The following is a 22,763-nucleotide window of genomic DNA, read 5'->3' as shown; positions in this document are numbered from 1 at the left end:
GGGGGGAGGGAGAAACCGCAACTAGTCTTGATTGTTGCTGTTATTGCTGTTGTTGCTATTGTTGCTGTTATTGCGGTTGCTGTTATTGCTGTTGTTGCTATTGTTGCTGTTCCTGCTGTTATTGCTGTTGCTGCTCATAACATACTCCTTTCATGGATTTGAAAACCTCAGGATCTGCTAGACTGGAGTCCAGCAAACCCCTCATTTTCATAGCCGTAGTTTAGCGTAAGTCTTGTTTACTTTGGTAAACAGACTGATATAAAATCTTTCAAGCTATAATAATAAACTTTAAGTTTCTCATAATATGTCTCTAGTTTATTACCATAGCATAATCAAGAATCATGCACATGTGCCCTTAAGCCCCGCAGTTATCGCAAAATTCTAGTGCTATTTTTTGGGTTGGTGCCAGTACAAATGATTCTGCAAAAATCCAAGCAAAGATTTGGGTCTATCCCATATCAAAGCAAGAACTCACTCCAATACGATTTTTTCACTAACCACATTAGGTTTTCTAGGCAAATTATAGCGGCGGCGTTTCTCCCAAAGAGATTTGCGGCTAATGCCTAGCCTCTTGGCCAATTCGGTGTCAGTGTAACAAGGGCTAAACTGCTGGATGGCATTTTTTTCATAATCTTGGATGGAGAGCAGACCTGAGGGGATCAAGGGCTCCTCACCCTCCAAATAATGCACGACCCCCTCAAATTCCAGACTATCATGCCCGACAAAAGAAACCATCGCATGGTGATTGGGGAGTGTTTTTAAAAGTTTTTCGCGATCTTGGTGGCGCAAAACCTCTAAATGTGTGATGTAGGTTGCATGCAAGTGGCTAGGTTCGTGTTTGAAAACTTCTTGGATGCTATGGGTTTTTAAAGAAAAAAACTCCAAGTCTAGCCCATTGACCCGAGCATAGTTTAACGCAAACAAGTCGGCGGTGCTTTGGGTGTGGCTGTGCAAAACAAGAGGGAGGGAATCTTCACAACTATAGCTCACATTGAGGTCTTGGGTTATGAAGTCTAAATAGCGTTCATGGACCCCTGCACGCACCATCGCCTCTTTGTAAGCTTTGTGGTAAGTGATCTTGCGAATCAGCTCATCCATTTTAAAGGGCTTTAAAATATAATCCCTAGCACCCGCCTTGATCGGGCGATTGACACTATCCTCACTCACAAACGAGGCCATCATGATGGTGATCGCCTTCGAGTTTTTACGCACAAAGTGCTCACAACGATCCACACAGACCTTAGAAGAAATCAACACCACATCGTAATCTTCTTTAAAGTGGTGGAAAATACTCGAAGCACTTTGGCATTTATAGCCCAAACTGCTCAAAGCAGAGGCAATGCTTTGGGCCAAATGCACCTCATCTTCAATGATTAAAACGCTCTGTGTTCTGTTCATCTTGCTTGGGTGGGTACCAAGATGCTGGTTTGGACCAACACTTGTGCGCCCACGCCCTCCTTTCTTCCAATAAAGCCTAAGCCCTCTGTTGTGGTTGCTTTCAAATTGATTTGGTGGGGCTGGATTTTTAAGAGTTTGGCTAGATTTTGGCAAATTGCCATTCTATAGGGAGCAATTTTAGGGATTTGGGCAAATAAGGTGGTATCGATGCCCACCACCACATGCCCTAAATTTTGCACCAAGCCATAAATGCTTTGCAACATGAGGGCTGAATCCATGCCCGCATAGGCAGGATTTTGATCGCTATAATACATGCCAATATCTCCACCCTTGATCGCCCCTAATAGCGCATCTATCAGGGCGTGCAAAAGCACATCCCCATCGCTATGTGCCTTAAAGCCTTGCTGTTGGCTATCTTTAGGATCGATCTCCACACCCCCTATTTTCATAACTTTATTGGGCTCAAATCCATGCACATCAAAACCCATCCCAAAGGAGTGGTTAGAAACTTGCGACTGGGGGGGCAGATCGCGCGCATAGGTGAGTTTATGCAGGCGCGTGCTCCCAGAGATATAGGCTACCCGCGCGCCCAAGCTCAAGATCGCACTACTCTCATCACTAAACGCACCAGTGGCATAAGCTTTTTTAAGCACGGCCGTGCGGCAGAGTTGGGGGGTTTGCACACACCGTACCCCATCGCGATTAAGCACTTGGTTATCTTGGTAGATCAGCGTATCACTTGCGGGTAAGCTAGGGGCTACACAATCTAAAACTTGCTCATGCATGGCTGAAAATAAATTGTGCAAAACAGGGTAATCCAAACAAAAGCGCGCCACATCGCTCACCATCACCAGGGGTGTATCAACCAGATCGAGCGCATTTTGCACGGATTGTTGGCGGGTTTTACCCCCCAAAATCACGCTAACTAAGGGATCACTAAAACGCTGTTGGAGATAAATTTGCTCTACCGGGTGGCTGACCACTAGAAAGATTTGCGCAAAACATGCCGTGCCTTGAAAATCCCGACACACCTTTTCTAACAAGGGCATACCCTCTAAGGGCCACCATTGTTTTTTGATCTTAAAAGCACCTTCCAAACTTTCCAAAAAGCGCACACTTGATCCAGCTGCAGGCAAGATAAGCGAAACACCCATAGACCTGAAAGCCTGAAAATCTAACAGAGAAACAGACATATCCAACACACACAATCCATCATTTATAAAAGTAACAAAATATTCTAGCATTCTAAATCTTAAAGGGGTGTTAGTACGATTTAAGCCAGCATTTAAAAGCTTATGTTAGGGTGCAAGATTTTAAATAAAGGAGAAGAGATGAGCCGTGAGTACTGCGCCAAGCGCGCCAACGACCCCATTAAAACCCAGTTGCACTACGCCAAAAAGGGCGTGATCACTGAAGAGATGGCTTATATCGCCAATGTAGAAGAGGTGAGCCCTGAGCTTGTGCGCTCTGAAGTGGCGCGGGGGCGTTTGATCATCCCAGCCAATATCCAGCACCAAAATTTAGAACCCATGGGCATTGGGATCGCGCTCAAAACCAAGATCAACGCCAATATCGGTAGCTCTGCCATCATCCACTCTGTAGAAGAAGAGGTAGAAAAATTGCGGGTTGCTATGAAATACGGAGCGGACACGGTGATGGATCTCTCCACTGGGGGGGATTTGGACGCGATTCGCCAAGAGATTATTAACGCCTCTAGTGTACCCATTGGCACCGTGCCGATGTATCAAATTTTGCACGATGTCAATAACGATGTGATGCAACTAGACATTGAGACGATGCTAGGGGTGTTAGAAAAACAAGCCAAACAGGGGGTGAGTTATTTTACGATTCACTGCGGGTTTTTGCTCGAACACATGCCCTATGTGAGTCAGCGCAAAATGGGCATTGTGAGTCGGGGGGGGAGCTTGATGGCAGCTTGGATGATGCATTACCACAAGCAAAACCCTTTTTATAGCGCTTTTGATGAGATTCTAGCCATCTGCCAACAATACGATGTGAGCTTGAGTTTGGGCGATTCTTTGCGCCCGGGATGTCTAGCCGATGCGAGCGACACCGCCCAATTTGCCGAATTGAAAGTGCTAGGCGAGTTAGCCCAAAGAGCGTATGAAAAAGATGTGCAGGTGATGATTGAGGGCCCCGGGCATGTGCCCTTGAATCAAATTGAGCGCAATGTCAAACTCCAACAAGAGTTTTGTAACCAAGCCCCCTTTTATGTGCTAGGACCTTTGGTAACCGATATTGCGGCCGGATACGATCACATCGCTAGCGCGATTGGGGCGTGTGTAGCCGCATGGAAGGGAGTGGCGATGCTTTGCTATGTAACCCCCAAAGAACATCTAGGCTTGCCCAATGCTAAAGATGTCAGAGAGGGGATTTTAGCCTACAAGATCGCTGCCCATGCCGCTGACATCGCGCGCGGTCGGGTGAATGCACGGGTACGCGATGACTTGATGAGCGATGCTAGGTATGCCTTTGAGTGGAACAAACAATTTGAGCTCGCCTTGGATCCCGATCGCGCTAGAGAGTATCACGATGAGGCTTTACCCCAAGAAGTCTTCAAAGAGGCGGAGTTTTGCTCCATGTGCGGCCCCAAGTTTTGCAGTTACAAGGTGAGTCAGGACATTTTTAAGAATTACAAGGGGGCTTAGGGTTTGTTTTCTCTAGTGGAGGCAAGGTAATAATAAATTGCCTTGATCTCATCGGGGGTTAGGTTGTATTTGGGCATGATGGATTTGCCATTGGTGAGGGCTTTTTTAAAGGCTTCAAACTCTAGGTTGTTGATGGGAGGGGCTTTGATGGAGTGTTGCTGGTTATCTTGGGTATAGCTGGTGATCACTTGTTCTGTGCCCAAAGCCCCATGGCACTTGGCACAACTGATGTTGCGGGGGTTGTTGTAAAGTTCCTTGCCATATTCGGCGGTGGTGATAAAGCTATTTTCTGTGGCTAGGCTGGTGCCAACCAGTAAAAACAAGCCACGCAACAGCCTTTGTAGGTAAGTGATTGTGCACATCGTCCCTATCTTTCAAAAATTTTGATTATAATAGCACAAAAACTTTAGCGAGCTTAAGATGGTTTTACTAGACGGGCAGGCATTGGCAAAGCTAAAAGAAAAGGAGCTGTGTAGTGCAGTGCAGAGGCTCTCTTTAGTGCCTTGCCTAGTGGTGATCTTGGTAGGTCAAGACCCCGCAAGCGTGCTCTATACTAATATGAAAGTTAAGGCGTGTAAGCGTGTGGGGATTGCTTGTCATTTGCAAAGCTTTGAATCCGCAATCTCTCAAGATCGTTTGCTCCAAGCCATCAAAGCCTATAATGATGACCCACAAGTGCATGGGATTTTAGTCCAGTTGCCCTTGCCTACACACATGGATACCAGAGAGGTGATCGAGAGCATTGACCCGCATAAGGATGTCGATGGTTTCCACCCGCTCAATATCGGGCGGGTCTATTCTAATAGTGCTTCCAAAGGTTTTTTACCCGCTACGCCCATGGGGGTGATGGAATTACTAGAACATTACCAAATCCCTATCAAAGGGCAAGATGTTGCCATTATTGGGGCAAGCAATATCATTGGTAAGCCCTTAGCCTCTTTAATGCTCAATGCCGGAGCGACCATTAGTTTATGCCACATTTTGACTAAGAATATTAGTTTTTACACCCAAAACGCCGACATTGTGTGTGTGGGGGTAGGCAAACCAAAGCTCATCCAAGCCCCCATGATCAAACAAGGTGCAGTGGTGGTGGATATTGGGATCAACAAGGATGAACAAGGTAATATTGTGGGTGATGTAGATTTTGATGGTGTGCAAGAGAAGGTGAGCTACATTACGCCCGTGCCTAGAGGTGTAGGACCAATGACGATTTCTTGTTTGTTGCAAAATACCCTTTTAGCGGCCAAGAGGGTAGAGACTTCTTCAAAGGATTAAGATGGCGTTGTTAAAAAGTTTGCGGGATTTTGCGCTGAGCTGGGTGGGCACAATTGTGTTGGTGCTCTTGGCAATTTTCTTTGTTGCCCAAGCCTTCGTGATTCCCTCCCGCTCTATGGTGGGCACTCTTTATGAGGGGGACATGCTTTTTGTCAAGAAGTTTAGCTATGGCATTCCCTTGCCCAGACTCCCATGGTTGGATTTTTCCTTGCTCCCTGATTTTAGAGGGAATGGGCATTTATTTGAGGGCAAAAGACCCCAAAGGGGTGAAATTGTGGTCTTTATCCCCTACACCAATAAGGGCTACTGGGTCAAAAGACTTTTTGCCACTGGGGGCGATGAAGTGATTTTTAATCAAGAGGGCTTTTATTTGCACCCCAAAGAGAGCGACAGCGATCCAGATTACATCTCCAAACACTTCCCCAACCACCAGATCAAGCAATTTTTAGGTAAGGACTTCGTTTTTGCGCCCTATGCCTCCAAACACCCCGGGATTTTTTATAGCCAAAATAACATGGCTTTTAGCAATATGCAGATGCTCCATGCAACCCAGCCCTTTGGCGTGGCGATGCAACTCATCGACCTAGAGGGCACCCCTGCCTTTTATAGCAAGATCGAATCCGATCACTTCTTTATGATCGGGGATAACCGCGATGATAGCACTGACTCGCGTTTTGTAGGGAGTGTACCCTATAGCCACATTATAGGCACGCCGTGGTTTGTCTATTTTAGTATCAACTTAACCAATAGTGTTGAGGCTAACACCAAAAACCCTAAAAATCTCTTCACCGTACGTTGGAAACGCATGTTTAAAAGCGTGGAGGGCTTGGAACACCAAATCCCCACACCCCGCAAGCAAGTGGGGAGCTGATGCAAAATTTAAAGGTTGTGGTGGGTTGCGACCATGCGGGCTTGGATTTGGCTCACTTTGTATATACGTTTTTGCAACAAAAACAGGCCCAGATTACGATGTTTGCGCCCCCTAAGGGGCAACGGGTAGATTACCCCGATTTTGCCCATCAAGTGAGTGATGCCTTAAAGCAGGATTGCCAAGCCAAAGGTGTTTTGGTGTGTGGGAGCGGGATTGGCATGAGTATGGCTTGTAATAGAGTGACTGGCATGCGCGCTGCTCTCTGCACAGATGCCTACATGGCTAGAATGGCAAGATTACACAATGATGCCAATGTGCTCTGTTTGGGGCAAAATGTCGTAGGCTTTGGGGTAGCCTTAAGTATTTTAGAGGCTTTTTTTAGCACAGAGTTTGAGGGCGGGCGGCATGTCCTCCGTTTAGCCAAACTAGAGGGGCAACCATGTTAGCTGAGTGGATGCTCATCACGCTCATGGTGCTTTTTGTGGCTTATATGGCGGTACGGGCATTTTTTTACCGCTCCATTGCTAAAAAGCAGGAAAAATATTCGGCATCCATGAAACTTACCTTGCAAGAGGCAGAAGTGTTGATCCAAAAACACCAATTACAGCTACAACGCTCGTTGGGCACCATTGATATTTTAACCCACGAAATGAACGCGCTCAAAGATGAAGTCAAGGTTTTAAAACAGCGTAACGCCCAATACCGCCTAGAAACTGACAAATACAAGGCACGGATCAAAGAGTTAGAACAAAAAATTGAGGCATTATTATAAGGAAATCCATGTTTAGCCAAAAGCTCAAATCCCAGCTTCGCGACAATATTAGAGAGATTGAAAATTACCCCCAAAACGGTATTTTATTTAAGGACATCACACCTTTAATCAGCCACCCAACTTTATTCAGTGCTCTCATTGATGCACTCAAGGATCGCTACAAGCACCACAGCCTAGATTTTGTGGTGGGCATTGAGGCACGGGGATTTATTTTGGGTGCAGCTCTAGCCTATGCCTTGCGGGTGGGGTTTGTGCCCATACGCAAAAAGGGCAAGCTCCCCTCTAAAACCCTGAGTGCAAATTATAGTTTGGAGTATGGCAAGGACAGCGTGGAAATCCATGCCGATGCCTTGCGTGAGATCAAAGATGCCCATGTGATCTTGGTTGATGATTTGATCGCTACGGGGGGGACGGCATTGGCGAGTTTAGAACTCCTAGATAAACTCCAAGCCAAGTGTATTGAAGCATGTTTTTTGATCGCGCTTAGGAGTTTGGGTGGGTTGCAAAAAATCGCTGAACAGGCCAATGTATTTAGTGTTTTAGAGTATGAACGCTAGAGGTTTTGTGTGGAAGCTTTTATTATAGATTTGTGGGACAAATACGCCGCTACTTGGGGTTATCTGATTCTCTTCTTTTGGAGTATTTTGGAGGGTGAAATTGGGTTAATCTTGGCTGGGATTGCCAGTTACGCTGGGCATATGAATATCTTTTTGGCAATTTTGGTGGCTGGCTTAGGGGGATTTACGGGAGATCAAATTTATTTTTATGTGGGCCGCACTGGCAAGCACTACATCAAAAAACGCCTCGAAAAACAGCGGCGCAAACTAGCTCTTGCACATTTGCTTTTGCAAAAATACGGCTGGTTTATTATCTTCATCCAACGCTACATGTATGGCATGCGCACGATTATCCCAATTAGTATTGGGATCACCCGTTATAGTGCCCTGAAATTCGCACTCATCAATCTTTTAAGTGCTTTTGTGTGGGCATCGATCACCATTTTGCTCGCTTGGTATTTTGGCGAGCAAATTTTTGCCTTGCTGGGATTGCTTAAGCGTTATCCTTACCTCGTTATACTATTCTTGGTCTGTACGCTGGGTGGCGTATTTTGGTATTTCAGAGCGCACACAAAAAGGATCGATAAGAAAATCCAAAAAGTCCAGCAGGGCTTAGAACTTAAGAAAGGAAAGGAATGTTGAAACTCAAGTTAGAAGAGACTTGTTTTAAAGCTTTAGAAGCTGATGTGGCAGTTGTGTTTGTGGTGGAGAAGGATTTAAAATCCTCTTGGATACACAATGAACGGCAGCTAGAAACTTTTAATTACGAGGGCGAAGGCATGTTTGTGGATCAGCACCACAAGGTCGTTTATGTGGGCGTGCCTAAAAGCGATGTGCATTTATTTAGAGAAGCCGCTTGCCAAGCGGTTCGTGCCATTAAAAAAATGCACTTCAAAAGTGCCAAGGTGGGACTCTATGCCGCTAAACACTCCGTGGAACAATATGCCCTCTCAGAAACGATGTTGGCAATTTTTACAGGTCTGCAATTTGGCATGTATGAATACGAAACCTACAAGGAGAAAAAGACCAAAACGCACCTCAAAGAGGTTCTTGTAGCCCTAGGCGATGCTAAGGAATTTGCAGAGGAGCCCCATACGCTCAAGGGGGTTTTAGAAAAGAAAATCCACAAAGCCCGTATCTTGGTCGAACATGTCAATTTGGCACGCGATTTGGTCAATACTCCACCAAATGTCGCCAGCGCGCCCTATGTGGCTAAAATTGCCCAAGATTTGGCGGAAAAAAATGGCTTAGACTGTTTTGTGCATGGTGAGGACTATTTGAAAGAAAAAAAGATGGGGGCTTATTTAGCGGTCAATCAGGCTTCTGCTAATCCGCCCCAACTTGTCCATGTGATCTACAAGCCCAAACATGCCAAGAAAAAAATTGTCTTAGTGGGTAAGGGCTTGACTTATGATTGTGGCGGACTGAGTATCAAGACCTCTGAGTACATGATCACCATGAAAGCCGATAAGGGTGGGGCGTGTGCGGTCTTAGCGGTGGTGAATGCCCTAGCGCATCTGGGCGTAGAAGCAGAGGTGCATGCCGTGCTGGGTCTAGCTGAAAACATGATTGCAGGCAATTCTTACCGCCCCGATGATATTTTGATCTCCAAAGAGGGCAAGAGCATCGAAGTGCGTAATACCGATGCGGAAGGGCGTTTAGTGCTGGCAGATTGCTTGAGTTTCGCCCAAGATTTGGAACCCGACTTGATCGTGGATTTTGCTACTCTTACAGGGGCTTGCGTGGTGGGCTTAGGTTCTTATACCAGCGGGATCATGGGGAATAATGAAGAACTCAAAAACCAGTTTGAAAAATCTGCCCTCAAAAGTGGGGAGTTGGTGGCTAAATTACCCTTTAACCGCCATTTACGCAAACTTTTAGATTCTAAAATGGCAGACATTAGCAACATCACCCCCGTGCGCTATGGGGGCGCGCTCACCGCTGGATTGTTTTTAAACGAGTTCATCCGTGAGGCTTACAAGGATAAGTGGCTACACATTGATATTGCTGGACCTGCCTATGTTGAAAAAGATTGGGATGTGAATACCCCGGGTGCTAGTGGGGCAGGTGTGCGCATGTGTGTGCAATTTGTGCTCGATGTCTTGGCCAAGTCTTAATGGGTCTCTCTGTTGGAATTGTGGGCTTACCCAATGTGGGTAAGTCCAGCTTGTTTAATGCGCTCACCCGTACCGCACAGGCCCAGAGTGCTAATTATCCTTTCTGTACCATCGACCCCAATAAGGCTATCGTGGATGTGCCCGATGCGCGCTTAAAGGAGCTAGCCAAGATTGTCAAACCTCAAAAAATCCAGCACTCTAGCGTAGAATTTGTGGATATTGCTGGGCTCATCAAGGGGGCATCTGCTGGCGAGGGCTTGGGTAACCAATTCTTGGGGCATATCAAAGAATGTGCGGTGATCTTGCATGTGGTGCGTTGTTTTGAGGATGATGACATCACGCATGTGAGCGGAGAGGTCAATCCCCTAAGCGACATTGAAACCATAGAGATTGAACTCATTTTAGCAGACATCCAAACCCTCCAAAAACGCATAGAAAAACTAAACAAGCTAGCCAAAAGCAACAAAGAAGCCCAAGCGCATTTAAACCTCGCCCAAAACCTCTTAGAACACCTCAATGCCTTGCATCCAGTGAGTAGTTTTAAAGATAAAAATAACCCTTACTTTGAGGAGTTGGAAAAAGAGTTGCGCTTTTTGAGTGCCAAGAAGGTGATCTATGTGGCTAATGTGGGTGAGGAAGATGCCAGCTCTTTAAATACCCATGCGTGTCGCGTGCGGGATTTAGCCCAGCAAAGAGGGGCGTGTTTTGTGGGTTTGAGTGCCAAGTTAGAGGAGGAGCTAGGGAGCATGGAAACAGCGGAATCCCAAGAGTTTTTAGAAAGTTTGGGGATCAAGCAAAGCGGGTTAGAACAAATCATTAGCCTGAGCTTTCAAGAATTGGGTTTGATGAGCTATTTCACCGCTGGAATCAAAGAGGTTAGGGCTTGGACAATCACTAGGGGCTCGAGTGCGCCAGTAGCTGCGGGGGTGATCCATAAGGACTTTGAAAAGGGCTTTATTAGGGCTGAAACGATCTCTTATAACGATTTTATTGCCTATGGGGGTGAGGCGGGTGCGCGTGCTAAGGGAGCACTGAGAGTGGAAGGCAAAGACTACATCGTGCAAGATGGAGATGTGATGCACTTTAGATTCAATGTCTAGGTGTTATAATAGACCACCTTTTTAAGGAGAGTGCATGACCAATAACTTAGCGCATATCGATCAAGTTACCAGCTTACATAAAAATAACGAACTCCAGCTTCTGTGCTTTAAATTAGGCAAGAATAGAGACCTTTATGCGGTGAATGTGTTTAAAATCCGCGAGGTGGTGAAATATGAGGGGAGTTTGACCATCATCAGCCATGAGCCTAATTCTTTGGTGGAGGGCTTGATTATCATTCGGGAGATGACCATTCCTTTGATTGACATGAAAAAATGGTTCTATTATGACAGCAACAACAAGCAAAAGGACTTGCGTCCTTACCGCGTTGAAAGGGCTGAGGGGGAGGATGATATTATCATGATCTGCGAGTTCTCGCGTTGGACCATTGGGGTGCGTATCTACGAAGCCGATCGCATCCTCAATAAAAAATGGACCGAGATCGAACAGAGTGCAGGCGTGGGGGGCAATACGGGTAATTCTAAATTAGTCAGTCGCACGCGCTATTTTGATGGGCGTTTGGTGCAGGTGGTGGATATTGAAAAAATGCTAGTCGATGTCTTCCCTTGGATTGAAGATGAAAGCCGTGCAGAATTGGAAAAACTCTCCAAAGTCTATAGCGATAAAATGGTTTTGCTGGCTGATGATTCGCCCAGCGTGCTCAAGACCATGCAGGTGATCTTAGACAAACTGGGGATCAAACACTTGGACTTCATCAACGGGCAACAGCTCTTAGATTATCTCTTTGATAAAGAAACCATTGTTGAGGATGTGGGCTTGATCATCACCGATTTAGAGATGCCCGAGGTAAGTGGGTTTGAGGTGATCAGACGGACTAAATTAGACCCCAACACCGCTAAAATCCCCATTGTGGTCAATTCTTCCATGAGTGGGAGTTCTAATGAGGAGATGGCACGCTCCTTGCATGCCGATGACTTCATCTCTAAGTCCAACCCCTTAGATGTGGAGCGTATCATTAAAAATTTCATGCACACTGAGCGGGCTTAGAGTGGATTATCATACCATCCCCTCGCCTTGCTATGTCCTAGAATTAAGCAAACTCCAACACAATCTAGCACTACTAGAGCGGGTACAACAACAGGCAGGAATTAAAATCTTGCTTGCCTTGAAGGGTTTCGCTTTTTGGCGTTGCTTTGAGTGGGTGCGCCCCAGTTTGCAGGGGTGTTGTGCCAGTGGGGTGCATGAGGCGTTATTGGCTTATGAGGAATTTGGTTCTAGAGAGAGTGGGAAAGACATCTGCATTTTTAGCCCGGGCTTTAAAAAGGCAGATATTTTAGAAATCCTCCCCATCGCCACGCACATTATCTTTAACTCCTTTAACCAATACATGGCTTATAAAGATTTGGTGCTCAAAAAAAACCAGCAATTAGATAAATTGGGGCTCTCACCCATTAAGATGGGCTTGAGACTCAACCCGCTTTATAGCGAGGTTAGTCCCTTGATTTATAACCCCTGCGCCCCCTTTAGCCGTTTGGGGATCACGCCCAGTGCTTTTCAGGAGGGTATAGAAAAATACGGACTAGAGAGCATTAGTGGGCTACACTTCCACACACATTGCGAACAGGATGCGCTGGCGTTTCAAAGAACCCTAGAGCACATCTGCAAGCACTTTGGGGAGGCAATTAAGCAAGTTCAATGGGTTAATTTTGGAGGCGGACACCACATCACCAGAGAAGGTTACCAAATAGAGGTATTGACTCAGTTGGTGCAGGATTTTAAAAGTCGCTATACTAATATTTGTGAGATTTTTTTAGAGCCCGGAGAGGCGGTTGGCTGGCAAGCGGGCTTTTTGTTAGCCAGCGTGATCGATGTGGTGCAAAATGATATGCCCATTGCAATCTTGGATGCCAGCATCGCCAACCACATGCCCGATTGCTTAGAGATGCCCTATAAGCCACAAGTGGCTAGGATAAACGCACAAGGGCTAGAGCAAGCCCATTTAGAGCCCCAAGAGAACCCTTGCATGCTGGGTGGCACCAGTTGTTTGGCGGGGGATTTTGTAGGACCCTATGGTTTTAAGAGTCCTTTGCAAATAGGCGATAAGCTCATTTTTCAAGACATGTTACATTACACCATTGTCAAAAACAACACCTTTAACGGGATTGCCCTACCCAGTTTGGGCTTGGTTGAGCATGATCGCTTTAAATTGCTCCAAAAGTTTGATTACACCCACTACAAGGAGCGTAATTAGTTAGTTTGCCTGATGGCAACAAATCCGCGATCCAGCCCAGCGTAGTCGCTATAAAAGCTGGCTTGGTAATTTTTTAACCCCAAGTACTCACTCAAGGATGCGCGGTGGGTAGCCCCCATCTCGCACACCAAGTATCTAACCCGCTTATGGGCCGCCTCATTAATCAAGGCTTTAATGATCTCATCGCCTTGTTCGCCCCCATAGAGGGCAATCTCAGGCTCATAACGTACAGAGGCATCTAAAGGGTAATCCAGCGCAACATAGGGTGGATTGCTCACCACCAAAGTGCGCGCCTGAATATCCACGCCCTCCATCAAAGAGGTTTGGAATAAAGAGATGCGATTTTGCAGATTAAAGGTGGCGATATTGACGCTTGCCACTTCCAAAGCCTCCATCGAAATGTCTGTTGCCAAAATGGAGATTTTAGGGTGGGCGATGGCTAGACTCACCGAAACAACGCCACTCCCAATCCCCACTTCTACCACATTCTTGATCCCATAGTCTTGAATAATTTGAGAAGCTTGATGGACCAAAATCTCGGTTTCCGGTCTGGGAATCAGCACGCGCTCATCAACAAAGAATGAACGCCCATAAAAACTCACCTCGTGGGTGATGTACTCTAAAGGTTTGCCCTTAGAACGCACCTTCACCATGTGCATGAAGTGCTCAAAGGCAAATGCATCTAGTTCCTCTTGGGCATGCATGTGCAAATACACCCGATCCACGCCCAACAAATGACTTAAAAGGGTCTCAGATTCTAATGCGGGGCGCATGCCTTTATCTTTAAGGATTCTCTTAGCCTCATATAAGGCTTTGGAAATATTAACATCCATCAGCAAACCACGATATTGGATTTAGTTTTGCAACCAGTCAGCCATTCTAACCTAAAAAACCTTTAGCCTATTTGAGAGAGAACAATACCAAAAGTAGGGGTGGTGGTATTTTTTAAAAGATTAGATATAATAATAGCAAATGGACGTCTCTTGGCATGTATATAAGGATTAGAAGTGGAATACGGGTTGTTATTTGGTGGCAAAAGCTACGAACATGAAATTAGTATTGTGAGTGCCATTGCTCTCAAGCAAGTTTTAGGCACGCAGATTGCGCATTTTATCTTTTTGGACGGGGCGCACCGCTTTTATTTAATCGCTGAAAAAGACATGCGTTCGCAGTTTTTTTCTAGTGGGCATTATAAAAAGTGCCCCGAGATCGTCTTAAAGCATCAGGGCTTCCACACGCAGGGCCTACTGGGGAGCAAGCCGATCAATATGGAGAGTCTCATTAACCTGATTCATGGAGGTGATGGGGAAGATGGCAAGATTGCCTCTTTTTTAGAGTTTTATGGTATCGATTTTATTGGTCCTCGGGTGGAGGCTTGCGTGATGAGTTACAACAAATACTTTACCAAAATGCTGGCTAAAGAAAAGGGCATTAAAACACTGCCCTATGTATTTTTAGACAAACGCGAAGGTAGTGCGATCAAAGGGCTTTCCTACCCCTTAATTATCAAGCCCAATCGCTTGGGGAGCTCCATTGGGATTAGTATTTTAAAAGATGAAAAAGATATTGAGTATGTATTAGATGAAGTCTTTGAATTTGACAGCCAAGTCATGATTGAGCCTTTTAAAGAGGGCGTGAAAGAATACAACTTAGCTGGGTGCATGGTGAAAAAGGGGGGCGATGATACCGAGAGTGAATTTGTTTTTTCTGTGGTTGAAGAGCCCAAGAAAAGGGATTTTTTGGGCTTTGAAGAAAAATATTTAGACTTTGGGCGCACCCAAAAGGTCAAGAAGGCAGACATTAGTAGCGAGTTAGAAATGCAGATGCGCGCCCTTTTCAAACGCATTTATAACCCCTTGTTTGTCGGGGCAATTATCCGTTGTGATTTTTTTGTCATTAATGATGAAATTTACCTAAATGAGATCAATCCCATTCCCGGGAGTCTCGCCCACTATCTTTTTGAAGACTTTTCAAGCACCCTAGAACGAGTGATTTTGCCCAAAGAAGTATCCATCCCCATCACCTACCACTACATTGAACAAATCCAAAAAGCCAAGTAATGGCTAGGAGGCGTATAAAATATAGGGGGGGTGAATTTGAGATTGCCTATGATTTTTATAACCGATCGGCTTGTAAAAATGTGGTCTTCCTGCATGGTTGGGGGAGTTCTAAGGAGTTGATGCAAATGGCTTTTAAGCCCTATTTTGCTGCCTACAACCATTTTTATGTGGATTTGCCCGGATTTGGCAAAAGCCCTAATGATACTTTTTTGACCCCCAGCGACTATGCCCAAATCATTGATGCCTTTTTTAACTCCTTGCAAGTGTCCCCAGATATTGCGATCGGGCATAGTTTTGGGGGCAAGGTCGCCACTCTTTGTCAAAGCAAACACCTGGTGCTTTTGAGCAGTGCGGGGATTTTAATCCCCAAGTCTTTCAAAACACGCGCCAAGATTAAACTAGCCAAGTGCCTAAAGGCTTGGGGTTTGCAAAAGGCACTTTGCAAGCTAAGAAGTGAGGATGCGCGCGATCTCAACCCAGCCATGTATGAGGTGTTCAAATACACCGTGCAAGAAAATTTTGAAGACCCCTTTAGGGCATGCCAAAAACAGACTTTGATTATATGGGGGCAAGAGGACACCACCACCCCCCTAGAAGCAGGGCAAAAAATCGCCCAGCTGATCCCGCATAACCACTTTGTGAGTTTGCAAGGCGATCATTACTTTTTTTTAAAGCAGGGTGCGGTGGTGGAGGAACATTGTGCGCAATATCTGGAGGGGTTTTGATGGAAATGTTAGATTTGTTGGTGGTGTGGGCGTTTGTCCTAGGACTCAATTACTATTTGATGACCTTATTGCAATGGTATAACTATAGTTTTTACCGCATTTGCACCAAGCACCACAAATGGCGTTGGCATGTCTATCATGCCCTCTTGCCCTCAGGCGTGTTTATGGTAACTCATCTTTTCCATGTCATTTGGTTATTTGATCTCTTTGTGGGCGTGGTGCAACTCCCATGGCTCATTATATGGGCGATCAAATTAGATAAACGCTTGGTTTTTACCCCTCGCGTGTTGCGCTTCTTTGGATTTCTTTTCTTACTCTTAATCGCCGATGCAATCTTAGGTAGTCTGTATGGCAGAGCCCCTTTTGGACTTTATCTCTTGTTAATCGCTCTGGCCCACCTAGGCTCTCAAGGTTTTGAAAAGCTCGCCTCAAGGGGTTATATCCAACTGGCTAAATCCAAGCTCCAGCGCATGACAAATTTGCAGATCATTGCCATCACCGGGAGTTTTGGTAAAACCAGTATCAAAAACTACCTTTACCAAATGTTGCAAAATAAATACAATGTCCATGCGACTTTGGGCAGTGTGAATACTTTGCTAGGCTTGAGTCACGACATTAACAATAACCTAGATGAAACCACCGCCATTTACATCGCCGAAGCAGGGGCGCGCCAAAAGGGAGACATTAGAGCGATTAGCAAACTTTTAGAACACCATTATGCCATCATCACTGAAATTGGCAACCAACACATTGAATACTTCAAAAATATTCAAACCATTTATGAAACCAAAGCTGAACTCTTGGATTCGCCACGTTTAATTCAAGCCTTTTGTTACCACACCAACCCTTTAGAAAAATATTGTCCTCCTGAGCCCAAACAAAAGATTTTGCCCTACCCGGGGCAAATTAGAGGTGTTGAAGCGACTTTAGAGGGCACACGCTTTGAACTCTTTTTGGATCACCAATGGGTGGCTTTTCAAACCAATATCCTAGGGGCTTTCAATGTGGAAAATATCAGCTTAGCGGTCATGGTCGGTTTTTATTTTAAAATCCCCATCCCCCAACTTAAAAAGATTGTTGCTAAACTCAAACCCGTCCCCCACCGCCTGCACCTTGTGCATGTCAATGACAAGGTGATTATTGATGATGGTTTTAATGGCAATTTAAAGGGCATGTTAGAGAGCGTGCGTTTGGCTAGCCTGTATGAGGGGCGCAAAATCATCGTTACCCCGGGCTTGGTGGAGAGTGATGAAGCCAGTAACAAACAACTAGCCCAAGCCATTGATGGAGTCTTTAGCATTGTGATCATCACGGGCGAACTCAATGTGGAGGTTTTTGCCAGCGCGATTGAGCGGCCCCAAAAAGTTTTTTTGAAAGACAAGAGCCAATTAGAGCAAGTCTTGCAAACCATGACCCTCCCTAAAGACTTGATCTTGTTTGCCAACGATGCCCCCAACTACATTTAGGACAAGCCCATGCAACGATTATATGCCCCTTGGCGTAGCCCGTATTTGCAAGAGTTGAGCCACGATCACGATTGCGTATTTTGTGCCATCCAGCAAAACCCGCATTTAGATAGCAAACACCATGTTTTGCACCGCGATTTCCATTGCTTTGTGGTGATGAATGCCTACCCTTATAATCCCGGTCATTTCATGGTGATTCCTAATGCGCATGTGGATAGCCCCGAGCAACTCAGCCTAGAGGTGTGGCAACATTTGCAAATGCGCATTTATCAAGGAGTACAATTACTCTATGCCTTTGGGGCACAAGGGATTAATCTAGGCTTTAATCTCAAAGATGTTGGCGGTGCGGGCATTAGCGCGCATTTACACGGACATTTGGTGCCCCGGTTTGCTAAAGATGTAAATTTTATAAGTGTCATTGGGGAAACACGGGTTTATGGTGTGGATTTTGAGGCAATCTATGCGGATTTAAAGAGTAAATCTGCTGACTACTTCAAGGAGTGAGCATGAAAACGCGGAGCTTTAAGATTTTTAGTGGGAGCGCACATCCTAGCTTTAGCAAGGAGGTAGCAAAACACCTTAATATCGGGCTTTCTAAGGCGGTTTTGGGGCATTTTAGCGATGGGGAGATCAATGTGCAAATCAGCGAATCGGTGCGCGGGCGGGACGTGTGTATCGTCCAGCCCACTTGCGCGCCGGTGAATGATAATCTCATGGAACTTTTAATCATGGTCGATGCCCTTAGGCGTAGCTCGGCTAGTTCTATTACAGCGGTGATTCCCTACTTTGGGTATGCCAGACAGGATCGCAAGGCAGCCCCTAGAGTGCCTATTAGTGCTAAACTTGTAGCCGACTTGATGCAAAGCGTACAGATTGATCGCATCGTTACGATGGATTTACACGCCGGGCAGATTCAAGGCTTTTTTAATATCCCGGTGGATAATCTTTACGGATCGATTGTTTTTAGGGATTATATTTTGGATCGCGACTTTAAAAACCCCATTGTAGCTAGCCCAGATATTGGAGGCGTGGCGCGGGCGCGTTACTTTGCTAACCAAATTGGCATGGATTTGGTGATCGTAGATAAACGCCGTGAGCGCGCTAATGAAGCAGAAGTGATGAATGTAATTGGGGATGTGCAGGGGCGGGATGTGATCTTGGTTGATGATATGATCGACACGGCTGGGACGATTTGCAAGGCGGCTAGCATGCTCAAAGCCAAAGGCGCGCGCTCGGTGATGGCATTAGGCACGCATGCGGTGTTGAGTGGGAATGCGATCAAACGCATTAAAGAGAGCGAACTAGATGAGGTGGTGGTGAGTAATTCCATTCCGCTTAAAGCCCCACACCCCAAGATTCGTGTTTTGAGCGTAGCACCTTTGTTTGCGGAAGTGATTCGCCGGGTTTATCACAATGAGAGCGTGCATTCGCTCTTTGTTTAAGGGAGATCGCATGGCTGATATTGTCTTGGGGGTGCAGTGGGGAGATGAGGGCAAGGGGAAGTTAGTCGATCACTTGGCACAAAATTATGATTTTGTCGTGCGTTTTCAAGGGGGGCACAATGCCGGACACACCATTGTAGCTAATGGACAAACCCATGCCTTGCACTTGATCCCCTCTGGCGTGCTCTACCCACATTGTAAAATTGTAATCGGGAATGGGGTTGTAATTGCCCTAGATGCGCTGGTTAAGGAGATGCAGCCCTTTGGCGATCTTAAGGGGCGGCTTTTTGTGAGTGATCGGGCGCATTTGATCTTACCCTACCATCAAGTTTTAGACATCAACCACGAACAAAACCCTAAAAGGGCGATTGGCACAACCCAAAAGGGGATCGGACCAGCCTACCAAGATAAGATCGCCCGTGTAGGCTTGCGTGTGGGGGATTTGCGCTCCCCCAAACTTTTAAAAGAAAAACTTGCCTTTTTGTCCTCCATGCCTTGCAAGGAGAACATCCCCAGTATGCAAAGTCTAGAGCAATACATAGATACCTACGCCCCCCCTATTCTCCCTTATATCACCGATACCACCGCGCTTTTATGGGAGGCAACAAAGACACAGCAACGCATTTTATTAGAGGGCGCACAGGGGAGCATGCTAGATATTGACTTTGGGACTTACCCCTATGTGACCAGCTCCACCACTATAGCCCCGGGGGCATGCTCTGGGAGCGGACTTAGTGTTAAAGACATTAATCAAATTATTGGGGTGGCTAAGGCTTACTGCACACGCGTGGGTAATGGCCCTTTTCCTAGCGAGGATTTGGGGGCTGTGGGGGCGTATTTGCGCCAAAAAGGGCATGAATTTGGCACAACCACGGCGCGCGCTAGGCGGTGCGGGTATTTTGATGCGTTGGGTGTGAAATATGCCTGTCGCCTGAATGGTTGCACCCAGCTAGCTCTAATGAAACTTGATGTCTTAGATGGTTTAGAGGAAGTGTTAGTAGGAGTGGGTTATAAAAAAGAGGGGCAAGAGATCGCGCATGTGCCCAGCAACCTAGAGGGCATCACGCCTATTTATCAAAATTTTAAAGGCTGGGAGAGCACAGCGGGGGCGCGCAAGTTTGAGGACTTGCCTAAAGGAGCCCAAGAGTATATTTTAGCCCTTGAAGATTTTATTGGCGTGCCCATTAAAATCATCTCTACTAGCCCTAAGCGTGAAGACATGATTTTAAGGAACTAACATGGATACATTTAGCTCTCTTGTTAAGATCAAGCACCAGATCGCACAACGCTATGAAAGCGACATCATCCACAACCAAAACCAAATCAAGCGCAAACAAGAGGAGCAACAAGAACTTTTAGCCCAACTACACGATCTGAGTTTGCCTGCTTGTGGGGGATACATGGAGTTGAGGCAACTTAGTGCCCTCAAAAAAAATTATCTTTACATGATCGATGAAATCCACACCGAAATTAGCAAACTTAGAAAAGTGGGGTTACATTTGCAGGACTTGCACAAGGCGGCGATGCTGGAATACGAGAAGATCAAATACCTCCAAACCCTTGAAATCCAAAAACAAAAGCAGAAGCTTAAAAAGTTTGAGGATAAGCAGATGGATGCCATTGGCATGGGTGTGTTTTACCAAAACCAAAAGGACAAGCGTGTTTAGGTGGCTCATTTTCGGAGTGTGTGCATTAAATATTTTGGTGGCTACCCCAACTTCTCAAGAATTCTTGCAATGCAATGCCATTTTTGAATCCCGTAAAGCCGAAATCGCTGGCCAACTCCAAAAACTCCAAGAGCGCGCCCAAACCTTGCAAACCTTGCAGAATGAAACCCAAAACCTTTTAGATCGACGCAATGCCAAAGTTAGTGCTAGAGAAAAGGCTCTAGATGCCAAATTAAAAGAACTAGAAACTAAAGAGGCAGATTTTAAGAAGGCACAAGCAGAGAGCGAAAAAAAGATGAAAGATTTGATCGCCAAAAACGAGCAACTCTTAAAAGAGATTAAAGAGGCGAGCACTTCTAAAGTCGCCACGACTTATGCCAAAATGAAGGACTCCAAAGCTGCACCCATTTTACAAGACATGCCCATTGATAAGGCCGCAACGATTTTATCCAAACTAGAGGCTAAGGACATGGGCAAAATTTTAGCCAAGATGGACCCCGCTAAGGCAGCTAGTTTAACCGAAATGCTCCAAAAAGGCCCCCCCTTCATCGCCCCCCCTCCCCCTCCCCCTCCCAAACCCAAAAATGAGGATGAGGAATAAAAACCAATCAAGGGGGATTGCCAAAGCTCCCCAGATCAACACAAAGATTATCAAAGGCACGACAAGATAACCAGGAGGGGACAAAAGGCATCTCAGATATAGACTCTGCTATTAGGTCCAACTTAGCGGTGTTTCTTAATGGTTTTTGGGTGCAAACTTCATTATAATGGAGCATTTAAGCCAAAGGTTTTGATTTGTCGGTACCAGAGCTTTATCAAAGCGTTTTGCATTTTTTTATGGACCCCACCCACGCTTTGATCCAGCATATTGGCTTGCAAATGCTCCAAGTGGTCAAGTTCCAACTTCTGGCAAACGCTTTAGTGGTCTTGGCTATGATGATCTGGGCTTACCAAAGGGTGCAACATGCCGATATGTTCAGGTGGCGGACTCTCTTTAGTCTAGCTAGTTTTGCCGGCTTTTTTGTGCTCTTTAATTATGCCATGCAACACCCCCAAGCCTTTTATACGTGGCTAAAAACAACCATCTTTTATGCCTCTGATAGTCTCATGGAATTGGTACAAGAAAGCTTAAAGGCTTCTGGCCAAACACTGGGCTTAGACGCCCAGCAACTTAGCCTAGAGTTTCTCATCAACCAAACTTTCCACACTTTGGTTTGGATTTTATCCGAGATCACCCACCAACAGACTAATGCCAATCCATCTATGCTTTTAATGGGCGCACTCATTTTGTCTCAAGGCGCGCTTTTAACCTTGATTTTGGTCCTTGTCTTGATCGTTTCTATTGAGATTTATCTTTGGCTGGCATTTGGGGCGTTAATGTTGCCCCTCGGCTTTTTTGTTGCCACCAGATCGATGTTATGGCTCTACCTTAAAAAATGCACCGCCTTGAGCCTTTACCAACCCATTGTCTTTTTAGTTGCCTTTTATAATGCCCACGTGGTGCAAACCCTAATCAGCACCATCCCCACGCATTTAGACAATGCCCATGCCCCAATTGGATCATCTGTGATCTTAGTGGTGAGTTCGTTATTGGTGTTATTTCTGGTCTGCAGAGTCCCCCATTTTATCCATTCCCTCTTCCACACACAAGGAACACTCCAAGACATGATCTCTATGGCCACTTTGAGCAAGAGTGCGCTATTGCAGAGTGTAGGGTGTGTGGAGCATACAAGTTTAGTGGATTCTAACAACACAGAAACCCAAGAGAGCCGCCATTGGAGTCAAAAACCCTCTTTTAAGATTCAGACCCTATCAGAACCCAGTATAGACATCAGACAAACACACCAAGGATGAGTATGCCAATAAAAATAGGATATTGTTTGGGGACTCTTGTGCTGGTTTTTGGCCTAGAGGCTTGCACGGGTAAAATACATGAGATGCAAAAAAGTCCCTGTGCATGTGCGCAAAACCTAGTTAGTTTAAAAAAACTATAAGAATTTTGTGCTAGAATGAGTCCCTTTAGGTTATTTATGGCTAAATGGGGCTGACTAGGATTTCGACAGAGATTGCGTTGCGTGGGTTGCATGCCAAGTGTCTCTTGTTAAACGACACAAACAATAAGCGTAAATAATCCTAATTACGCTCCTAACTACGCTAAAGTAGCGTAAGGAGCTGGAAGCTTGGCGAATCGACTGGTGTTGGCTGGGCGTTCCATCATTTTTAGCCAGTTGCCTTTAAAAAGTGCCCGTTTTTAAAGTAAGCTTAGGGCTAGGGTTTTTCTTAAGTTCTTGAGGAGTTGGGCTAGAAAGACCAGAAAATCCAAAACTTCTCTAAGCATGTAGATGCCCACGGATGGATGTAGTTTTTGGACTGGGGTTCGATTCCCCACAGCTCCACCATTTTACCAACGATCACAATCTAGAAGGATAAAAAG

25 protein-coding genes and 1 other RNA gene are annotated in these 22,763 nt (G+C 45.7%); 22 read left to right on the top strand and 4 right to left on the bottom strand.

What is annotated here, in order from left to right; genetic code table 11:
• Window positions 1-27 precede the first annotated feature (27 nt).
• The gene (locus FNE76_RS08675; RefSeq protein ID WP_268877236.1) at window positions 28-162 is read left to right on the top strand and encodes a hypothetical protein; all 135 of its coding nucleotides are present in this window, start codon (window positions 28-30) and stop codon (window positions 160-162) included.
• A gap of 309 nt (window positions 163-471) precedes the next feature.
• On the opposite strand, the gene FNE76_RS03370 is transcribed toward FNE76_RS08675, so the two are convergent.
• Entirely contained in the window at window positions 472-1,398 is a 927-nt protein-coding gene (locus FNE76_RS03370) for a response regulator (protein WP_120947981.1), read from the bottom strand.
• Window positions 1,395-2,591, bottom strand: a complete 1,197-nt coding sequence (gene ispF / locus FNE76_RS03365) for a 2-C-methyl-D-erythritol 2,4-cyclodiphosphate synthase (protein ID WP_235895355.1) — start codon at window positions 2,589-2,591, stop codon at window positions 1,395-1,397. The genes FNE76_RS03370 and ispF overlap by 4 nt, the downstream gene beginning before the upstream one ends.
• A 138-nt stretch (window positions 2,592-2,729) precedes the next feature.
• On the opposite strand from ispF, the gene thiC reads away from it, so the two are divergent.
• The gene (thiC, locus tag FNE76_RS03360; protein WP_120948056.1) at window positions 2,730-4,067 is read left to right on the top strand and encodes a phosphomethylpyrimidine synthase ThiC; all 1,338 of its coding nucleotides are present in this window, start codon (window positions 2,730-2,732) and stop codon (window positions 4,065-4,067) included.
• Here the strand turns inward: thiC and FNE76_RS03355 are convergent.
• Entirely contained in the window at window positions 4,064-4,429 is a 366-nt protein-coding gene (locus FNE76_RS03355) for a c-type cytochrome (RefSeq protein ID WP_185962980.1), read from the bottom strand. The two genes, thiC and FNE76_RS03355, sit on opposite strands and share 4 nt — an antisense overlap.
• 58 nt (window positions 4,430-4,487) lie before the next feature.
• Between FNE76_RS03355 and folD the strand changes: the two genes are divergently transcribed.
• The 10 genes from folD to nspC are packed head-to-tail and all read left to right on the top strand — an operon-like array spanning window position 4,488 to window position 12,969.
• Complete coding sequence (folD, locus tag FNE76_RS03350; RefSeq protein ID WP_120947983.1) at window positions 4,488-5,342, top strand: bifunctional methylenetetrahydrofolate dehydrogenase/methenyltetrahydrofolate cyclohydrolase FolD; 855 nt, start codon at window positions 4,488-4,490, stop codon at window positions 5,340-5,342.
• A gap of 1 nt (window position 5,343) precedes the next feature.
• Complete coding sequence (gene lepB, locus FNE76_RS03345; protein ID WP_120947984.1) at window positions 5,344-6,213, top strand: signal peptidase I; 870 nt, start codon at window positions 5,344-5,346, stop codon at window positions 6,211-6,213.
• Complete coding sequence (gene rpiB, locus FNE76_RS03340; RefSeq protein ID WP_143928372.1) at window positions 6,213-6,659, top strand: ribose 5-phosphate isomerase B; 447 nt, start codon at window positions 6,213-6,215, stop codon at window positions 6,657-6,659. The genes lepB and rpiB overlap by 1 nt, the downstream gene beginning before the upstream one ends.
• Window positions 6,653-6,985: a hypothetical protein gene (locus FNE76_RS03335; RefSeq protein ID WP_120947986.1), complete on the top strand. Its 333-nt coding sequence runs from the start codon at window positions 6,653-6,655 to the stop codon at window positions 6,983-6,985. The genes rpiB and FNE76_RS03335 overlap by 7 nt, the downstream gene beginning before the upstream one ends.
• A gap of 8 nt (window positions 6,986-6,993) precedes the next feature.
• Window positions 6,994-7,542, top strand: a complete 549-nt coding sequence (apt, locus tag FNE76_RS03330) for an adenine phosphoribosyltransferase (protein ID WP_120947987.1) — start codon at window positions 6,994-6,996, stop codon at window positions 7,540-7,542.
• Window positions 7,543-7,551: 9 nt separating this feature from the next.
• Window positions 7,552-8,184: a DedA family protein gene (locus tag FNE76_RS03325; protein WP_120947988.1), complete on the top strand. Its 633-nt coding sequence runs from the start codon at window positions 7,552-7,554 to the stop codon at window positions 8,182-8,184.
• Complete coding sequence (locus FNE76_RS03320) at window positions 8,178-9,659, top strand: leucyl aminopeptidase (protein ID WP_120955885.1); 1,482 nt, start codon at window positions 8,178-8,180, stop codon at window positions 9,657-9,659. The genes FNE76_RS03325 and FNE76_RS03320 overlap by 7 nt, the downstream gene beginning before the upstream one ends.
• The gene (ychF, locus tag FNE76_RS03315) at window positions 9,659-10,759 is read left to right on the top strand and encodes a redox-regulated ATPase YchF (protein ID WP_120955886.1); all 1,101 of its coding nucleotides are present in this window, start codon (window positions 9,659-9,661) and stop codon (window positions 10,757-10,759) included. The genes FNE76_RS03320 and ychF overlap by 1 nt, the downstream gene beginning before the upstream one ends.
• A gap of 34 nt (window positions 10,760-10,793) precedes the next feature.
• Complete coding sequence (locus tag FNE76_RS03310; RefSeq protein ID WP_120947991.1) at window positions 10,794-11,765, top strand: chemotaxis protein; 972 nt, start codon at window positions 10,794-10,796, stop codon at window positions 11,763-11,765.
• 1 nt (window position 11,766) lies between these two features.
• Entirely contained in the window at window positions 11,767-12,969 is a 1,203-nt protein-coding gene (gene nspC, locus FNE76_RS03305) for a carboxynorspermidine decarboxylase (protein ID WP_120955887.1), read from the top strand.
• Here the strand turns inward: nspC and prmC are convergent.
• Complete coding sequence (gene prmC / locus FNE76_RS03300) at window positions 12,966-13,802, bottom strand: peptide chain release factor N(5)-glutamine methyltransferase (protein WP_120947993.1); 837 nt, start codon at window positions 13,800-13,802, stop codon at window positions 12,966-12,968. The genes nspC and prmC overlap by 4 nt on opposite strands.
• A 174-nt stretch (window positions 13,803-13,976) precedes the next feature.
• Between prmC and FNE76_RS03295 the strand changes: the two genes are divergently transcribed.
• The 10 genes from FNE76_RS03295 to ssrA all read left to right on the top strand — a co-directional run bounded on the left by FNE76_RS03295 (window position 13,977) and on the right by ssrA (window position 22,728).
• On the top strand, window positions 13,977-15,029 hold the full coding sequence (locus tag FNE76_RS03295) for a D-alanine--D-alanine ligase (protein WP_120947994.1): 1,053 nt from the start codon (window positions 13,977-13,979) through the stop codon (window positions 15,027-15,029).
• Window positions 15,029-15,754, top strand: coding sequence for an alpha/beta fold hydrolase (locus FNE76_RS03290; RefSeq protein WP_120947995.1), 726 nt, complete (start codon window positions 15,029-15,031; stop codon window positions 15,752-15,754). The genes FNE76_RS03295 and FNE76_RS03290 overlap by 1 nt, the downstream gene beginning before the upstream one ends.
• Window positions 15,754-17,220, top strand: a complete 1,467-nt coding sequence (locus FNE76_RS03285) for a Mur ligase family protein (protein WP_120947996.1) — start codon at window positions 15,754-15,756, stop codon at window positions 17,218-17,220. The genes FNE76_RS03290 and FNE76_RS03285 overlap by 1 nt, the downstream gene beginning before the upstream one ends.
• A 9-nt stretch (window positions 17,221-17,229) precedes the next feature.
• A complete protein-coding gene (locus FNE76_RS03280) occupies window positions 17,230-17,724 on the top strand; it encodes an HIT family protein (protein ID WP_120947997.1) in 495 nt (164 codons plus the stop codon).
• 2 nt (window positions 17,725-17,726) lie between these two features.
• Window positions 17,727-18,662 carry a ribose-phosphate pyrophosphokinase gene (locus tag FNE76_RS03275; RefSeq protein ID WP_120947998.1) on the top strand — a complete coding sequence of 312 codons (936 nt, stop codon included), beginning with the start codon at window positions 17,727-17,729 and terminating at the stop codon, window positions 18,660-18,662.
• A 10-nt stretch (window positions 18,663-18,672) separates the two neighbouring features.
• Window positions 18,673-19,899 carry an adenylosuccinate synthase gene (locus FNE76_RS03270; protein ID WP_120947999.1) on the top strand — a complete coding sequence of 409 codons (1,227 nt, stop codon included), beginning with the start codon at window positions 18,673-18,675 and terminating at the stop codon, window positions 19,897-19,899.
• 1 nt (window position 19,900) lies between these two features.
• Complete coding sequence (locus FNE76_RS03265; protein WP_120948000.1) at window positions 19,901-20,329, top strand: flagellar FliJ family protein; 429 nt, start codon at window positions 19,901-19,903, stop codon at window positions 20,327-20,329.
• Window positions 20,322-20,930, top strand: coding sequence for a MotE family protein (locus FNE76_RS03260; RefSeq protein ID WP_120948001.1), 609 nt, complete (start codon window positions 20,322-20,324; stop codon window positions 20,928-20,930). Before FNE76_RS03265 ends, FNE76_RS03260 begins: the two co-directional genes overlap by 8 nt.
• 194 nt (window positions 20,931-21,124) lie before the next feature.
• Window positions 21,125-22,183 (top strand): type IV secretion system protein, encoded by a 1,059-nt coding sequence (locus tag FNE76_RS03250; protein ID WP_235852219.1) that lies wholly within the window; start codon window positions 21,125-21,127, stop codon window positions 22,181-22,183.
• Window positions 22,184-22,369: 186 nt separating this feature from the next.
• Window positions 22,370-22,728, top strand: a transfer-messenger RNA (tmRNA) gene (gene ssrA / locus FNE76_RS03245).
• Window positions 22,729-22,763 lie beyond the last annotated feature (35 nt).

It is taken from the genome of Helicobacter mehlei (assembly GCF_007280785.1).
In the GTDB taxonomy this organism is placed as follows: domain Bacteria; phylum Campylobacterota; class Campylobacteria; order Campylobacterales; family Helicobacteraceae; genus Helicobacter; species Helicobacter mehlei.
Note: the sequence above shows the minus strand (reverse complement) of the source record. Positions and strands in the feature narration are given on the sequence as shown.

Coding starts and splice junctions, on each gene's coding strand:
- FNE76_RS03370 (WP_120947981.1), bottom strand. CDS start 1,398: ATGAACAGAACACAGAGCGTTTTAATCATTGAAGATGAGGTGCATTTG.
- ispF (WP_235895355.1), bottom strand. CDS start 2,591: ATGTCTGTTTCTCTGTTAGATTTTCAGGCTTTCAGGTCTATGGGTGTT.
- thiC (WP_120948056.1), top strand. CDS start 2,730: ATGAGCCGTGAGTACTGCGCCAAGCGCGCCAACGACCCCATTAAAACC.
- FNE76_RS03355 (WP_185962980.1), bottom strand. CDS start 4,429: ATGTGCACAATCACTTACCTACAAAGGCTGTTGCGTGGCTTGTTTTTA.
- folD (WP_120947983.1), top strand. CDS start 4,488: ATGGTTTTACTAGACGGGCAGGCATTGGCAAAGCTAAAAGAAAAGGAG.
- lepB (WP_120947984.1), top strand. CDS start 5,344: ATGGCGTTGTTAAAAAGTTTGCGGGATTTTGCGCTGAGCTGGGTGGGC.
- rpiB (WP_143928372.1), top strand. CDS start 6,213: ATGCAAAATTTAAAGGTTGTGGTGGGTTGCGACCATGCGGGCTTGGAT.
- FNE76_RS03335 (WP_120947986.1), top strand. CDS start 6,653: ATGTTAGCTGAGTGGATGCTCATCACGCTCATGGTGCTTTTTGTGGCT.
- apt (WP_120947987.1), top strand. CDS start 6,994: ATGTTTAGCCAAAAGCTCAAATCCCAGCTTCGCGACAATATTAGAGAG.
- FNE76_RS03320 (WP_120955885.1), top strand. CDS start 8,178: ATGTTGAAACTCAAGTTAGAAGAGACTTGTTTTAAAGCTTTAGAAGCT.
- ychF (WP_120955886.1), top strand. CDS start 9,659: ATGGGTCTCTCTGTTGGAATTGTGGGCTTACCCAATGTGGGTAAGTCC.
- FNE76_RS03310 (WP_120947991.1), top strand. CDS start 10,794: ATGACCAATAACTTAGCGCATATCGATCAAGTTACCAGCTTACATAAA.
- prmC (WP_120947993.1), bottom strand. CDS start 13,802: ATGGATGTTAATATTTCCAAAGCCTTATATGAGGCTAAGAGAATCCTT.
- FNE76_RS03290 (WP_120947995.1), top strand. CDS start 15,029: ATGGCTAGGAGGCGTATAAAATATAGGGGGGGTGAATTTGAGATTGCC.
- FNE76_RS03285 (WP_120947996.1), top strand. CDS start 15,754: ATGGAAATGTTAGATTTGTTGGTGGTGTGGGCGTTTGTCCTAGGACTC.
- FNE76_RS03280 (WP_120947997.1), top strand. CDS start 17,230: ATGCAACGATTATATGCCCCTTGGCGTAGCCCGTATTTGCAAGAGTTG.
- FNE76_RS03275 (WP_120947998.1), top strand. CDS start 17,727: ATGAAAACGCGGAGCTTTAAGATTTTTAGTGGGAGCGCACATCCTAGC.
- FNE76_RS03270 (WP_120947999.1), top strand. CDS start 18,673: ATGGCTGATATTGTCTTGGGGGTGCAGTGGGGAGATGAGGGCAAGGGG.
- FNE76_RS03265 (WP_120948000.1), top strand. CDS start 19,901: ATGGATACATTTAGCTCTCTTGTTAAGATCAAGCACCAGATCGCACAA.